Origin of the sequence: Arthrobacter sp. R4, assembly GCF_051365025.1 — a bacterium.
Classification (GTDB): Bacteria; Actinomycetota; Actinomycetes; order Actinomycetales; family Micrococcaceae; genus Arthrobacter.
Genome location: NZ_JBLWIJ010000037.1, coordinates 52173 through 67429 on the forward strand (window position 1 = coordinate 52173; position 15257 = coordinate 67429).

A 15257-nucleotide genomic window follows, 5' to 3' on the forward strand; every position below is an offset into this window, starting at 1 on the left:
TCCGCTGGCGCGGCCGGCTGTTGGGGCCAGGTGGCGCCGTCGCAGAGCTCCGGACCCCCTGGCCCTGTGTTGTCTGCGACGCTTTTTGGCTGCTGTCCTGACGGATTGTACGTGCCCGCTCCGGCCCCTCTAGCCCCTGTCGTTCCTCCCGGGGCCTGCGCCCCGGAAAAGTCTTCTCCGGCGCTCCTTCGTCGCTTATTTCCTCCGAAGATTTTCCGGGTCTTGCCCTTACAGGTAGACGGGCCTGCACGGGCACAGCTCCGCAAGCTTCGCCAGCAGCCAAAAATCAACGGGGGAGAAGGGGAGCTGGCCGGTCACCTGAGCCGCCCCACCCACCAAACCTTTCGGCAAAAAAGGAGCAACACCATGAACGACTTCATCAAATTCACCGGCCCGGCCGACGTCCTGGCCTTCATTCCGCACACGCTGGGACAGACCCCCACGGAGTCCTTTGTCGCACTGACCATGCAGGGCAACAAGATCGGCGCGACCCTGCGCGTGGATGCCCCGTTCGGGCAGGAGCCGATTGGTTACGCCGAAACCATCGTCAGCTACCTGACCGCTGACGAGGCCGCCACCGGCAGCCTGCTGGTCATCTACACCGAGGAGAACCCCGCTGACGGCGGCCGTCCCTACGCCGGGCACGTGCAGGCACTGCGCACCGAACTGGAAACCGCCGGGATGCCCCTGCAGGACGCATGGCTGGTCACCTCGGAATTGTGGCGGAACTACCACTGCACAGACACCAGTTGCTGCCCCGATGAGTCGCTGGACACCATCATCACCAGCAACGGCAACGCCGCCCTGATCTACCGGGGGAGCGCCGTGACCGGCTTCATCGCACCGGCACCGTTCACGGGAGACGAGACGGCCCGCGAGGCTATCGCAGCGCACAAGCCAGACGGCTGGCCCGAAGACCTCGAAGCCAGCCGTGCTGCCTGGGCCAAGGTGCTCGACAATCCGAAGAGCCTGACGACCGAGACCGCGCATCAGCTGGCAGGAGCGTTGCAGCACCCCACCATCCGGGACTACATGATGGGCGACATCGTCCCGCACGCGCCCGAGCAGTTCACCTCCGTCATGCTCGGAGTGTTCCCCACCCGCCCCGACTGGGCGCGCGTGGACACGGCACAGGAAGTCGCGTTCGAGCTGATGAAAGCCACCCCGGAAGGGCAGCGCGCCCCCATGTTGTGCCTGATCGGCTGGCTCGAATGGCTCAAAGGACAGTCCAGCTTCGCTGCCCGGTACTTCAAGCTCGCGCTGGAGGACACCACCGGGTACCGGCTGGCGGAACTGCTGGGCGAACTGGTCAACCGCGGCCTGCTGGCAGACTGCAGCCGGGACCCGAAAAAGGCCTATGACCGCCGCCTGAAGCGCTAGCTTCGACAGGGCCGGACTCCACTACAAAAGGGGTCCGGCCCTCCTCTTGGACCCTCCCCAGGTGCGCGGCGGCGGCCTCCCCCGCTAGCGCTCCGCCGGCCGCGTAAACGCTGCGCGGGCGCCGCGACTTCCAGCCCGCGCGCAGGAACTGCCGATACTGTGAAAGGACACCGCCGTCCCGTCCAGCCAAGGAGTCCCGAGCGTGGCAGATCAATTCCGCATGACCGAGGACGATACCGTTGCCCCTGACGCAAGTCCCCTTGAAGACATCCTGGAACTGAGCCTGCTCACCGCAGGCCCATCAACCGGACCAGTGGACCGGCCTCGGAAAGACCACCGTCACTACGAGATGTAAACGAAGCAGCACTCACTGACGCTGCACCACAAGTGCGGGAATCGCCGCAGCCGTGGAAGGCCACGCGAAGGTGGTGGGCGTTAATGAACCCGAAAACGCGCCGACGCTCCATGCCGCCCTCACAGCGGGTGAGCCGGCCGATGTGGCGGTGTCCGGCGTCGCTGCCGATTCCTTGGGAGCCCGGCGCAGCGGCGACATCGGCTTCTCTGTCGCGGTCCGCGCCGGCGTCGTAAGCGTTATGGTGTCCGACGCCGACATCGTCACCGCGCGTTCGCTCCTGTGGAACGACTACCGGGTGGCGGTGGAACACGGTGCTGCCGCGGCGTATGCCGCCCTGACCTCGGGCGCGTATGAACCCAGGCCCGGGGAGCGCGTCGCGGTGGTTCTCTGCGGAGCGAACACGGTCCCGGCCACTCTCTAGGAAGGGCAGCAGGGACCGGTTTAAAGGGAAAGGCTTAGCTGCAGAACTGGCTGTAGGTACTACCAGCCTGCTCGTAACCGGCCTGGAGCTCGGAAAGCTTGGCCTCGTCCGGGGTTTCCTTTGCCTGCTCGTCCGTGTACTCAAGGATCGACTGAAGGGCGGGTTTAAGCTCATCGGAAGCCACCGCATGGATAGGCCGAATCTGGTTGGCTAGGCGGTTCATCCCCGTCTTGCCCGCGTTGTTTGCAGGGCTGGACACAACGCTTTGGATCCGCTCGCAGGTTTCCGCGGTGGAGAGCTGGTTCGAACCGGTGCAGGCCGTTGCGGAGGCAACAAGTCCGGCAGCGAACAGGGCTGTGGCGAGTTTCTTCATGGGTCCCTCAGTAGTTGATTGAGGTCTCGATTGTAAGCAGAATCCCGGACGCGATGGTGCCGAGCTGCCCGTACCCGCGACTATGAAGAGGGCAGCAGGATCTCTGTTGCCTCACGTCAATACCTCCGGGAACGTTTAGGCGTTGCCTCAGATGAAATCCTCCGGCTGCCGGAGTGGTTCCACCGTTCGTTTACGGCGGGCTGGTCAGGGCCGGTTGTTTAGCAGTGGTGACGGCTTCGAGCTGGCCGGTGAGGGCAAGTATTTGCCGTGAGAGGGCGGCTGGTCTGATCTTCTTGTAGTGGGCGTCCATCCGGATCACGTTTCCTTTTTGCCGAGGAAAACCGCGAAGGGCCGGGGCCACGTCATCAACGTGCCGGCCCTTCGTCATGTTCGCCGAGGCTCGCGGGGCTCGCCCTGGTTTCCGCTGCGCTGCAACCAGGTGTTGGGCGTCCGCTGGCGCGGCCGGCTGGTGGGTCCAGTGCCGGCTCCGCAGGGCTCCGCCGTCCCTGGACCTATATGTCTGCGACGCTTTTTGGCTGCTGTCCTGACGGATTGTACGTGCCCGTTCCGGCCCCTCTAGCCCCTCCTGCGTCGGGGCCTGCGCCCCGCAAAAGTCTTCTCCGGCGCTCCTTCGTCGCTTATTTCCTCCGAAGATTTTCCGGGTCTTGCCCTGCGGGTAGACGGGCCTGCACGGGCACAGCTCCGCAAGCTTCGCCAGCAGCCAAAAACAACGGGGGGAGAGGGGAGCTGGCCGGTCACCTGAGCCGCCCCACCCACCAACCCTTTCGGCAAAAAAGGAGCAACACCACATGAACGCAGCACCCACGCTTGAAATGCTCGACCCGGCCACTCTGACCGTCGACGTCAACGTCCGGAAGGATGCCGCCCTGACCTCCGATTTCATCGCCAGCATCGCCGAACATGGCGTGATGGAACCGGTGATCGCCCACCGCAAAGACGACGGCACCGTGCACGTGCTGATGGGCCAGCGCCGCACCCGCGCCGCCGTGGAAGCGCAGCGGCCCCTGATCCCGGTGATGATCATCGAATCCCCGGAGGAGGCCGAACGTATCGTGACGCAGGTGGTGGAGAACATTCAGCGCGCTGAACTGACTGAAGCGGACGAAGCCGACGCCTACCACCAGCTGTCCCTGATCGGTGTCTCGGCGGCCGCGATCGCGAAGAAGACCGGGCGTACCAAGACGACCGTGGAAAGCGCCTTGAAGGCCAAGTCCTCGGATGCGGGAGCCGCCGCCCTGGGCAAAGGATGGACCATCGAAGAAGCGCTAATCATGGCTGAGTTTGAGTCCGATGAAGAGGCCTCGGCCGAGCTCGAATCGGTCATCATGGACGAACCTGACCAACTTCTGCACGTCGCGCAGCGGTTGCGCGACCGGCGCGAAAGCGCCGCCGCCCTCGCCGCGCTGATCGCCGAACTGGAAGGCCAGGGCAAGATCATTGTGGAGGACGCCGGGCACTACGCCGACGACGACAACCTCTACGTCACCGCCGCCAAACGGGAGGACGGGGAACCGGCCACCGAGGAGGACGCCAACGCCGTTCTAATCACCACGGACTACCGGGGCCAGCACCGGACCCACTCCGTGATCGCGGGGTGGAAGGAGACAGGCTTCGCTCCGAAGTACGAACGCTACGACGGCGGCCGCCCAGCGCAGAAAGGGCCCATGACCGAGGAGCAAAAGGCGGAACGAAAAACCCTGATTGAGAACAACAAGGCGATGCTGTCCGCGCAGGTGGTACGCCGTGAATTCGTGACCGGCCTGCTGGCGAAGAAGCAGCCACCCAAGGGCTGGCAGTACTTCACCGTCCACGCGATTACGCACCACCCCGAAACGGCCAGCGGCTACGACGGTGAGGTGGCCGCTGGAATGGTTGGGGCTAAGGTTGACGAGGCCAAGACCTGGGCGTGGAACCCGCTCCGGACGCACGTGGCGAAATCCACGGCACGGCCCGAGTTTTCGCTCATCGCGCTGGTCTGCGCGGGGTATGAGAAGACGATCGCGAAGGACTCGTGGCGTTCCCCCTCCCAGGCACACAGGGACTACCTTAACCAACTGGTTCATTGGGGGTACAAGCCCTCAACCGTTGAACAGCTGATCATCGATAGCGGCACGCCAGAGGAAGAAACCCAAGCGGCCTAACACCAACCCTTGCCGGGCGGAACACCACCGCCCGGCAAGCCAGTGCCGAATCACCACGGTAGGGCCGGGAACCTCGCAAACGTCGGGCGGTCCGCCGCCCGGGGCGAACCACGGCAGCCACTCACCAGCGGCGGACCGCCATTAGGCGCGGCCTGGCAAAAGCCCACCAGGGTGCCGCGCATATCAACGTGGCGGGTATCTGGCGTCGTCCGGGTCGCGGTGTCTAAAGGCCGCCGCCAACACGGGGTGCCTAACAATGCACCCTTCATGGGTGCGCTAGAGTGAATGAACGATTTCCTTTTGCCGAAGGACAAAAAAGGACCGGAACGTTCCGGTCCTTTTTTGTGTGCAGCGACTTTTCAGGGGTGTCAGCGCTGCGGCTTTGGTTTCACAACAGCGTGGGTTTTAGGGTCACTGTTCGCTGAAGGATGTGCCGGATTCCTGGGCGGCATCCTGTTCGGATCCGGTGGAGCGCTTTGCTGTCCGCCGGCGCTTTACCGCGGAGGGTTCGAGGCCAAGTTTCTTCAGTTCCTCCGCGCTCCATCCGTCCCGGGTGGCCTGCACGTAGGCGCGCTTGTCATCGCGTTCGGCCGCAACAAGCTGGTCCCGCAGATCTGTGATTCGCTGGCGGCTCTTTACCAGGGCAGTGACGGATTCAATGCGGGAGTCCAGCAGCGCGCGGGCTTGGTTTCGTGTCTGTTCAATGTCGAGGGTAGCCATGGATCCAGCCTAACGATCATCCCGACGCCGGCTCCGCCGGACGCGCCCATCCTGGCACGACATGTCCGAGGTGGTCGGAGGATCTTGCGCCAGGAGGTGGGCGTTCCGGGGATCGTTGAACCAGTCCCGCAGATAGTCGTCAGAGTAGCTGACGGTTCGTGCTGTGAACTGGAAGTATTCGGGGCCGATGCCGCGCCGCCGCCACTGCCGCAGCTGCGTCGGGGAGACTCCGTATTGCCTGGCCACTTTGGTAGGTGAGATGAGAGCCAAAACTGTACCTTTCGCTTGCCCTATGCCGCGTTCCTTTCGGCACGCTTGCCGAAACTTGGCCGGTGAAGGAATTGGCCAGTTGGAGCGGCCGGACCGTGGAATACCGGAGCGGAGCGAGGATATGCCGCGAAAGCCGGCTGTGGAGACTTGCCAAGGAAGGACCGGGCAGTAGCCTCAACCAGCCGAAACGGAACGACGCAGTCGTTTTGAACAAGTCAGACGCGCAGCGTCCTGCAGGGCAGTACCCGGGAACCACCCAAAGCGCCAAATGCGGGCGCAGGTGTTTCCCGGAGCAAGCTAGATGGTTATGTGCCATAACCCGCGTGTTGATCCACCGCCTGCGGCTCAGGATGCGGCACACTCGTCAGTGTGGCCCGGAGATTCCGGGGCGCTGCGCTGGGCAGTGGGGGAGAGGACCGGGATGACTGAAGAGCGGAAGTCCCCGCGCCGGATATCCCGCCGCCGCCGCGCAAACATTGACGGCGACACCCAGTACGTGCGGGTGTCGATGTCCGAGTTTGAACGCGCGCAGCTGAAGGTCCTGGAGGAACGGACCGGCCGCAGCCCGTCAGAGATCCTGGTCAGCGCTGCCCTGTACGCGGAAAACTCGGAGTCGCTGGCTGAGCGGCGGGCGATGGCCGTGGAATTCATTGCGGCCCGCCGCTACCTTGCTGCCCTGTCAAACAACGTCAACCAGCTCGCCCGGCACGCGAACGCCACGGACGAATTCCCGGAAGCTGCCCGCACGGTGTTGACCCGCGTGCGTGCGGTTGCTGACCGGATCAATACGATGCTGGATTCGATGGTGCGCTGATGATTCCCAACATCACCAAGGGCACCCGCATGCACGGGCTTATCGCGTACCTTGCCGGTCCCGGCCGTGCGAACGAACACACCGACCCGCACCTGGTCGCGGGCTCATCGTCGATCATGGCGTGGCACAACGATGACGAACTGAACGCCGATGCCGCTCAGGCCATTGCCGAGGAATTGGACCGGGCCAGAAGCGTCCTGGGCGTCGAGATTCCCGGCGGCCATGTCTGGCACTGCTCGCTTTCACTGCGCGCCGAGGAAGGCGACCTGACCGACGCGCAGTGGGCTGAGATTGCGCAGGACTTCATGGACGAGATGGGGTTCACCGAAGCCACCGGACGGGCGCCGGCCCAGTGGGTGGCGATCCGTCACGGCCACAGCAAAGCCGGGAATGACCACATTCACATCGCTGCATCCATGGTCCGCGAGGACGGGACGAAGTGGAGCAGCTGGCGTGACTTCCCCCGGGCACAACAAGCCGCCCGGGAGCTTGAGAAGAAGTACGGCCTGGAAGAACTTTCACCCACGCATTCCACCCGTGGCCTACGGCCGGGAGAACGTGAAGCCTCCGAGCGTCGGGGAGCCCCGGAACCGGAACGCCGGTCCCTGGAACGGAAGGTGCGTGCCTGCGCGACTTCGGCCCAGGATGAGGCGGAATTCATTCGACGCCTCCGCCGCACCGGTGCCCTGGTCAGGCCGCGGTACGCGTCCGGACGTGACGACGTCGTGGTCGGCTACAGCGTGGCAGAACGTCCCCCCAAAGGTGGCCGGCCTGTCTGGTTCGGAGGCGGTCACCTCGCCAAAGACCTTGCCCTGCCCAAGCTCCGTGCCGAGTGGCCTGACAGCCCGCAAGGTGCCGCCGATGCGGTCGCAGAATGGCAGGCAGCTGCACGTGGACGCCGCCCGGTTACGATCGGTCGCGAAGCCCACGAACCGGACCCACAAATGTGGGAGCAGTACAGCGATGAAGTTGCCCGGCTCCGCGAAACGCTGCGCTCCGTCCCGCTGGACGATCACGCGACCTGGGCGCACGTTGCACGCGAGACCTCCGGTGCCTTCGCTGCCTGGTCGACGGCGACCGAGGCAACTCCAGGCCCACTCGCAGCAGCAGCAGACGAGCTGTCCAAGACGGCGCAGCTGCGACGCTACCCAGTCCGCCCTATCCGCAGCGTAGGACCATCTGCCCGTGGGGCTTCCCTCATGCTCATGGCAGCTTCGATGGGCGGCACCGGAACCGCTGCCCAAGCGATCATGCTGCGCCAACTGCTCAACGTCGCAAAGGCCGTTCACGACATGCACAAGGCATCCAACGATCTGCGTAGAGCGCGCCAGATCAGCCACATGGTGAAGCACCACCTGAGCCAGGTTGCTGCCGCACTACCCAAGGTCCCTGCGACCACGCCCACAGCGGATAGCGAAGCGGCCGCCGCGGTACGCGCGAGTACAGCCGGCCAGGTTGCCGGTCAGTCCGCGGGCTCCGTGCTGCCGCCGAAATACCTGCAGGCACGCACACACGCGAGCACCCGTAGCGGGAGTGCCCGCCCAGACATTGAGAGATAACACCAAGGAGGGGAACCATGAGTGAATCTGACGGCATTGATGAGGCTCTTGAGGGATTGTCGCGCGTTGCGCTGACTGTCGCCGGCCGGCTCGGTGAGCAGCTTGCCAGGGCACGCGAGCAAGAGCTGCGCCGCGCCCAAGCGGCCGAGGAACAACAGGCCCGCGAACTGCAGGCCCGGTTCGATGCGGAGCGGGCGGCTGCCCGTGCACAACTGGCCCCGGTCACGGATAACCGGTGGTGGGATACGGCCAGCGGACGTGACATCGAAAGGGTGCACGAGACGGCTACTGCATGGAAGGATCGCGACCCGGCGGCGCGCGACGCGGCCGAGGTAATCCACGACCAGGTGCAGCGGCGTTACGGGCTGGACATGGACAACCTGGGTGCCGATGAGGCATCGGTGGCCGAAGCCCTGGCGAAAGTCGAACGAGACCGCGAGCAGGCTGAAAAGGAACGCCATACCGGCCGTGACGAGGCTGGCCAGGCTGTGCAACTGCTGGCCGAGGCCGACCGGGAAGACAGGGACCGCCAGCGGGACGCAGACGAGGAGAGTCAGCGTCCGGAGGCACTGGCCGAAGAGGCCGGCCTGAGTTACGACTCAGCCGAGCGCCGGCAGGAGCTGGCGGCCAGCTTGGAAGGCGTTGCCGACCGCGAGGCCGTGCAAGCACGGCTCAGCGCCGACCAAGACCAAGGGACTCCGCCCAGCGCGGCCGTAGCGAAGGCATCAGGGCGCAGCCCGAAGGCTCCTAAGGCGCGCGGAGCCAACGGGCAGACAAAGCTCCTACAGAGAGGCATAAGCCGCTAGCAGAGCGGCTCATGCTGTTGATGATCTTGTCCGGCCCTCGAAGGACCTGCGCCATGGCCCGCCAAGGAAAAGGAAAGCATGATTCGGCTTTCACAACTCCTCGAAGCCGGCCTGGTCGAACTTGAGAGTACGGGCGTTCTCAGAGACGGTGCGGACCTTGCCCTCGTCGAAGCCGGTCGTGTGGGTGGCTTCCACTTCGATGCGGACGACGAGTTTGGTGTTCGCGTCGGCTTGGAGGTGGGCGATGACTTCTTCGGCGATGTTCTTGAAGTCCATAGCAATCTTGTCGGCGTTGAGAGTCTTGACGCCGTAGAAGCGCGTCTTGGGGTTCGGGTGTACGACGTCGACTCGGGGCTTTACCGGCGGGGAGGGCTCATAGACTGTCGGGTCGTTACTCGAGGTACCTGTCGATGCCCGGTCCTCGGCGTCCCGTTGCTTGACTGCAACGTCGGGGTGGACGATCAGGAGCGAGTCGGTTGCCACAGGTGCGGCACTCTTGTCCTCCGCGGTCCACAGGCCTACATAGCGACCAGCCGTTTCATCATATTCTGTTGCCAGCGCGAAGGCGTCGGTCTGCCAAATCATTGGTAGGTCGACGATGCCTTCGTTGAGCACACGGCGATCACGCAGGCGGGGCATGTAAGGATACTGGCTATACAGAGCCCATAGTGCACCGAGGGAGACGTGGCCCTCCTTCCAGATCTGTGGCACTTTGCTGATTGCGTGTCGGATAGTGGCTGCGCCCTGCCGGGTGGACAGGTCGCCGTCGTTCCCGAGCCGACGTGACACGCGGTCGGCGAGCGAGTCAGACTGACCTTCGACTTTCGTCTCTCGGATCATGAACGGTGCCCCAGCATTGGGTTGTGTCGGGATCAGCGCCCAAGTAAACGTCTGCATCAGACGGGAGGATACAGTTTGGTCTGCCTGCGCCTTCCGTTGCGCGGCCTGGTTTTTCTGATTCTGTGTCAGGTCGAGGTCCGCCTCGCTGGCCAGCACGTGAGTCCACCCCAGGTAGTCACGTACGGAGGTATCGAGCTCCTCCAGCCGGGCCTCGTCAGCTGCGAGATAGACCAACATATTGCGGTGCCTTCGGTTAGCACTGCCACGCTGCTCTGTTGCCCTCTGCGCGAATTCTTTAGCGACCGAATCTGTGTTTCGTTTATGGGCAGTCTTGGGATGGAGTATCACCAAACGAACCTCATCCGTATCCGGGATGTCCGCGTTGTTCTCGGGGCATACATGAACGCCCGTGAAGTCACCTCGAGTCCGCGCCTGCCCTTGGAGGCGCTTAACGATTTCGGCCCAAACGTCTTCCTTATGGAGCCGCTCGGCTTGGTCCTTAGCCGTGCGAGAGATGTTTGGCTGCAGGTCGTACCAGTACTTGCCTGAGCCAGAGTAAAAGTACGTTGCTCTGTCGCCGAGCTGCGTCAGGGCAGCATGGAAGTTGCCTGGCACATCCCCAGGAACGGCAGTGCCAAGAAAAACGCGTTGAGTACTGGTCCCTTTGTGGATAGAACCCGGGGCAATGGTCGGGGCAGCCCCAAAAAACACCGTTCGCGCCAGTCGCTTAGTCAAGGCCCGTTGGCCGAAGAGCGGCTTCTCTGTGTCGATGCGTGCTGGCTCGGAGTTCACACCGTCCACATCGGCATCGATAATCGTTTTCCAGGAATCTTGAAGATACTGCGTCAGCTCAGCATTCACGTTGGCCGTTGCCAAGGGGATTGAGCCGGGCATGATGAGCGGTGAAGCATCCTCGCCCGTCCACAAAGCATGAATGACGGTGCTCATCAGCCGCAGCACACCGCGTGTGCGTTGGAACCTTTCGAGGGAGGACCATTCTTCATAGAGGGTGTCAAACATTTCCGGGTGGATTGGGTAAGTTCGCCGTATCCGGTCCTCGTAGGCCAACTCACGGGCCTCTCGTGGGAAATCATCGGTGTACTTGCGGTACATCTCGACGTAGGCCTTGGCGGTTGCACCAATAGAAGCCAGCGCCGTGGCATCCGCCTGCTTAAAGAGGCGCTGTTTGACGATGTTGTAGGCCTCTTCGGAAGATGCTGGCCGCCATTGGTCGGCTACACGACGGACGACATTCTGGAGGCGGTTGAGAGCTTCCAAGCCATTCGCGCCCCCGACCTCTTCCGCGTTTCCAGCAATGATAATGTCGCCGTCGACTCCCGTCTCCGAGGCGGGAATGGAAACCGCCAGCAAGACGCCTGAAGTTCCCTTGCATGCCTCCGTCAGTGACTGTGCGAAAGTGAATTGATCGTCGAAGGTGCCGCCAGCGAGATCGTCGCGGCCTATGAGTGAGCGGGCGTAGGCAACCCATTCGTCGATCAGGATGACCGCTGGCGCGTACTTCTTGAGTAGTTCATGGAGTCCGTCGCCAGGGTGGGTTCGAGCCGCATCAGCCTTGGCCACAAGAGCGAAACCCTGCGGGCCTCCTAGTTGCCAAGCCAGTTCGCCCCAGATGGTGTTGACCTGTGTACCGTCGCTCTTGACCACGCCAGATGGGCTGAAGTGGTTTCCCACGATTGCCACCCGATTCACCTTGGCACCGGTGTAACCGTGGGCGGTTAGCAGCTCCTGGGTCTCCTGTGGGAAATGTCCGACAGGGAGTCCTGCGGCGACGTGCCACAGTGAGAGCATGGAGTGAGTCTTGCCCCCACCAAAATTGGTCTGAAGATTGATAACAGGCGAGGTGTTGTCATCGCCAGAGAGACGCCGAACTGCGCGGCCCACTAGATCCCGGAGTCCCTCTGTGAGGTATGTGCGCTTGAAGAATTCCACGGGGTCGGCATAGTCCGCATCGACCTCACCGCCTGTAGCGACCTTGTAAAGATCGGCCGCAAACTCCGAAGCGTGGAAGTTTCCTGTTGCCACATCGTCGTGGGGTTGGAGTACTTCCCGCCATGGCTTCAAGCCTGAGGCCTCAGGGTTCGTTACGGCAGCTCTAAGGACCTTCTTATCATCCTTCTCGGCAGTTACCCTGCGCAGGTTTAGTCGTACATTACGAACCTCTTCGGCTTCTGCTGTTGCGCGAATCAGCCTAAGAAGTCGCTCTCCTGTGTCGAGAGAGCGGTAGGCGTCGTCATCTGTAAAAGTGCCGTTATGTGCCCACGCGTTGCGCACCTCGCGCAGCTCAATCGCGAAGGACTCACCTGCTTTGCCCAAGGCTTGGTTGAAGGGATACCAACCGGGCTTATGACCGCTCGTGATGTTCGCCTCGGTCAACATGCGAAACTGCACCTGCGGGTCTCGAGGGTCATAGACCTTGCCTGCGGGAACACCGTTTTTCAGATCCTTGGCCTGTACGAGTGTGGTCCACTCAGCTCCCAATGCGGGGTCAGCCTGACCAGTAATAGACGAGATAAAGTCGTCCAAGGGTGGGACCATGATCTGGAACATCCGATCGATCCGGTCTCGATTGCTCAATGCCATTTCAGTTCCCCCATACTCGTTTTTGGGCCCTTAAGGTCAGCCCGGCATCACGTGGTTCCACAATGTTCAAAGTCATTCATCGTCCTCGAATGCAAAGATGCCTTGAGAGGAGCCTCGCTTTTTGTGCGTGCGGGCAACATCAAGGATTTCAGGCCAGCTGGTCACAAGGTTGTTGAAGGACAACGCATCTTTTGTCCAGCTCTTATCTTCTGCAATTCGGAACAGCAAATGGGCAAGTTCCTTGACTGCATCGGGCTCTACGGCTCCATCGGAGCGGGCCAAGGCCGAGTGGAGAAAGACACCAGTAGGTGCGATGCCCCCTTGCTCCAGCCTATTAACTAGATGGTGGAGCGCTTCCCAGGTGCTTGTCCGCTGGTCGCCGGCTACATCGTAGTCCTGCGGTAGATCGGCTGGCATGAGGAGCTGCACTTTGCCGGCGCGCTTGGTCAGAATTCCTTCGCGTTCCATGGCGTTAACGGAGGTATTCCTGCCACGGGCTGCATCGTCCGCGTCGCCGAACGGACCCGCTGTGTAGCCGTGATGCCGGTACCACTGGATTGCGAAGCGTGTGGGGGAGTCAAAATCTCCCTCCTGCTCGTTTAGAACCTCGTCCAGAATCCCGTTAATTCGGATGAGGGCAGCCGCAACCGACATTCGAGAACCGTCTGCCTCTAGGACCGCATCGTACTTACTGAAGACTGCCATGCCAGGACCGATCGCTGCCTGCTGCAGGTCTACCGGTGCAACACCGCCTGCCTCCAGTGCAACCAGCGCGGAAGCTAGCGAGGATCGAAGCTCGCTAAGAAACTCGGCCACGCTTACCCTCGAAGCGTCTTTTGGGCGGGGTCGTAGAACAAGAACGGTCGAAGTCGACATGGAGTTATTTCCGATGGCAACGCGCCGGCTCACGTTTTCGGTACGAATCGGCCAGGTGCGTATCACTTGCCAGTGGGCGTCAACCATTGCCTGAAGAATCGTTGACCATCGACTGTTGCCGGCCCCCAGGCTCTCTGCCTGCTTCGATGCGTAATAAACGACTACCGGGAATTCCGGCGAGACATTAGCGCTCATGTGCTCAAAGACTTCCTTGAAGCCAGTAAGGAATTCACGCGCTGCTGCATCTTCGCCCCCGGAGCGATGGGCGTTGGCTACCAGTTCATCGCTTTTCGGAACCAGCATTGTCTGGAACAGGTCGGGCAGGGTGTCGCCCAGCATGCGACGCAACCAGACGTAGAAAAAATCTGAGAGATCGGAATAATCGATGTTGTCAAAGTATGGCGGGTCAGTCACCACTACGTAGTTGGCCAAGGGTGCGCTTCGGGCATCCGCCTGCAAGACGCGGTGATCACCATGTAGATGTAGTAAGCGGAGTGGGCTGACCGTGTTTTTTAGGCAAGCTATGAATGATCCGCTGCTCCCGTTGCCTAGAACGTTTGCCTCCGAGACATCCCAGGCCATGCCCATGGCCTGGCCCGAATACATCTGTTGGGAGACCTCACCGTTTGCTTCCCATGAGCACTGGTTGTTTGACCAGTTGGTTAGACGACTAACCGACAAAGCGAGATATACCCCGACCGCATCGGCATATGCTGCTGCCCCATCTCCTCCGAGAGCCAGTGGCTCGCCTCGATCCAGCCCCGCGTCAAGGGCATGCTTGAGGGCGAGTTGACGGGCATCTCCCACCAGATCACTGAATGTTGTCAGTGCCTTTAGCTGCCGATCGGTAAATAGGTCAGAAAACTCCGTAAGTCCATACAGAGGCGGGGAGAACCACTTCGTGTTAGTTGAGATGCTGCCCCCTACAGGAGCTGGGGAAGGCGGTACCTGGGCCACAGAAACATGCTCATCCGACGGTGCGTAGTAGGCGCGTCGCGGACGTGCGTCACCCACGATGGCGGTCAGGACTATGCCCATGCGCCGCGCCAAGCCCTCCTTACGAACGTGACTAACGGGTATCGAAGAACCACAGCTCAGGCAGTCAGTTCCCGTCCTTCCCGACATGATGCCGCCAGCGGGTAGATCCTTTGGATCCTGGCTGATAGTGAAGGCAAAGCGATGACCACTCGGATGTGACGGATCGCTGACAACCCGTGGCACGATGATGGCTTCCTTGCCGCGTTTTTTGGCCAGCCACCACTTGCTCACAAGAGGCACATCTATTCGACAGCCGGGATTTGGGCAGGCAACTGTTCGCGCCCATACCCATGCCAGCGCTGGGACGCCATCGACAGTGGGATACAGCTCCCCAAGTTGTTCTACGGCCCGTTGGTGCATCCATCGGCCGTATGCCTCAATATCGGCCCCCAAGCCGTGTAAGCCCTTCCAATCGGTAAGTTGAGCGTCGACATTGTCTGGATGAACAGGCCTTCGGTTTGTGAAGCGAGAGGGAATCTCAACAAGCGCCTTGGTAAGGATGACAGCGACGGGATTTAAGTCGCTGGAGCTTGAGGCTACGCCGAACTGCGCGGCCGCGAGGGGGATAGATCCACCACCAACAAAAGGATCTGTAACTGTTACTTCAGGCAGAAGCGGGCGAAGTTTGGACGCAAAGGCCGAGGAAGGGTTAGTGATTTCGTCCCACTCGACAGACTGGGCAATTAGCCGATGAAGTCTCTCTCGCTCAACAGCGACCGCTGCTTCAGTCGGGAATCGGTCGGGATGAGATGCTGGGTCGTCGATAAGCTGTGCCAAGAGCATTGCTCGCGCGGCAGTGATTGGTTTCCGTGACCACCACTTCAGCAGATTCTGTGGCTTCCCCACTTTGCGGTTCTTCTCTGCAAATGACGCGCGATTGATAGCCTCCAGCGGCAGCGCCACCTCGATCAGTTTTTGCTTCTGCACTACTACTTCCCAGACCCCTCAGAGTCCAGATAGGACTCGACCAAGCGATGCTTGCATCGCGGCTTGTCTGTCTAAACATACTTGAGCGAAGCAGGGTATCTGCTGCGTGCTCCGC

12 protein-coding genes and 1 pseudogene are annotated in these 15257 nt (G+C 61.8%); 7 read left to right on the plus strand and 6 right to left on the minus strand.

Annotation, left to right across the window (positions count from 1 at the left end; genetic code table 11):
• Positions 1 to 366: 366 nt before the first annotated feature.
• The 3 genes and pseudogenes from ACLKOZ_RS20270 to ACLKOZ_RS20280 all read left to right on the plus strand — a co-directional run.
• Positions 367 to 1380, plus strand: a complete 1014-nt coding sequence (locus ACLKOZ_RS20270) for a DUF4192 domain-containing protein (RefSeq protein WP_436477797.1) — start codon at positions 367 to 369, stop codon at positions 1378 to 1380.
• Positions 1381 to 1582: 202 nt separating this feature from the next.
• Complete coding sequence (locus tag ACLKOZ_RS20275) at positions 1583 to 1735, plus strand: hypothetical protein (protein ID WP_436477799.1); 153 nt, start codon at positions 1583 to 1585, stop codon at positions 1733 to 1735.
• 34 nt (positions 1736 to 1769) lie between these two features.
• Positions 1770 to 2156: pseudogene (locus tag ACLKOZ_RS20280) on the plus strand (pyridoxal-phosphate dependent enzyme); the annotation flags it as partial.
• A 34-nt stretch (positions 2157 to 2190) separates the two neighbouring features.
• Here the strand turns inward: ACLKOZ_RS20280 and ACLKOZ_RS20285 are convergent.
• Both ACLKOZ_RS20285 and ACLKOZ_RS20290 read right to left on the minus strand, forming a co-directional pair.
• Positions 2191 to 2529, minus strand: coding sequence for a hypothetical protein (locus ACLKOZ_RS20285; protein WP_436477801.1), 339 nt, complete (start codon positions 2527 to 2529; stop codon positions 2191 to 2193).
• Positions 2530 to 2719: 190 nt separating this feature from the next.
• Positions 2720 to 2848, minus strand: a complete 129-nt coding sequence (locus ACLKOZ_RS20290; RefSeq protein WP_436477803.1) for a hypothetical protein — start codon at positions 2846 to 2848, stop codon at positions 2720 to 2722.
• Between the two features lie 490 nt (positions 2849 to 3338).
• On the opposite strand from ACLKOZ_RS20290, the gene ACLKOZ_RS20295 reads away from it, so the two are divergent.
• Positions 3339 to 4691: a ParB/RepB/Spo0J family partition protein gene (locus tag ACLKOZ_RS20295; protein ID WP_436477805.1), complete on the plus strand. Its 1353-nt coding sequence runs from the start codon at positions 3339 to 3341 to the stop codon at positions 4689 to 4691.
• A 411-nt stretch (positions 4692 to 5102) separates the two neighbouring features.
• Here the strand turns inward: ACLKOZ_RS20295 and ACLKOZ_RS20300 are convergent, their stop codons facing one another.
• Positions 5103 to 5411 (minus strand): hypothetical protein, encoded by a 309-nt coding sequence (locus ACLKOZ_RS20300; protein ID WP_436477807.1) that lies wholly within the window; start codon positions 5409 to 5411, stop codon positions 5103 to 5105.
• 9 nt (positions 5412 to 5420) lie between these two features.
• Positions 5421 to 5681, minus strand: coding sequence for a helix-turn-helix transcriptional regulator (locus ACLKOZ_RS20305; RefSeq protein WP_436477809.1), 261 nt, complete (start codon positions 5679 to 5681; stop codon positions 5421 to 5423).
• A 421-nt stretch (positions 5682 to 6102) separates the two neighbouring features.
• Between ACLKOZ_RS20305 and mobC the strand changes: the two genes are divergently transcribed.
• Genes mobC through ACLKOZ_RS20320 form a run of 3 tightly spaced genes read left to right on the plus strand, consistent with a single transcriptional unit; the run spans position 6103 to position 8860 of the window.
• Complete coding sequence (gene mobC, locus ACLKOZ_RS20310) at positions 6103 to 6495, plus strand: plasmid mobilization relaxosome protein MobC (RefSeq protein WP_436477810.1); 393 nt, start codon at positions 6103 to 6105, stop codon at positions 6493 to 6495.
• Positions 6495 to 8054 (plus strand): relaxase/mobilization nuclease domain-containing protein, encoded by a 1560-nt coding sequence (locus ACLKOZ_RS20315; protein ID WP_436477812.1) that lies wholly within the window; start codon positions 6495 to 6497, stop codon positions 8052 to 8054. Before mobC ends, ACLKOZ_RS20315 begins: the two co-directional genes overlap by 1 nt.
• Before the next feature lie 17 nt (positions 8055 to 8071).
• Entirely contained in the window at positions 8072 to 8860 is a 789-nt protein-coding gene (locus tag ACLKOZ_RS20320) for a hypothetical protein (protein WP_436477814.1), read from the plus strand.
• Between the two features lie 90 nt (positions 8861 to 8950).
• Here the strand turns inward: ACLKOZ_RS20320 and ACLKOZ_RS20325 are convergent, their stop codons facing one another.
• Together ACLKOZ_RS20325 and ACLKOZ_RS20330 are read right to left on the minus strand one after the other, a co-directional pair.
• Positions 8951 to 12301 carry a DUF499 domain-containing protein gene (locus ACLKOZ_RS20325; protein ID WP_436477816.1) on the minus strand — a complete coding sequence of 1117 codons (3351 nt, stop codon included), beginning with the start codon at positions 12299 to 12301 and terminating at the stop codon, positions 8951 to 8953.
• Between the two features lie 72 nt (positions 12302 to 12373).
• Positions 12374 to 15142, minus strand: a complete 2769-nt coding sequence (locus ACLKOZ_RS20330; RefSeq protein WP_436477817.1) for a DUF1156 domain-containing protein — start codon at positions 15140 to 15142, stop codon at positions 12374 to 12376.
• Positions 15143 to 15257: the final 115 nt, after the last annotated feature.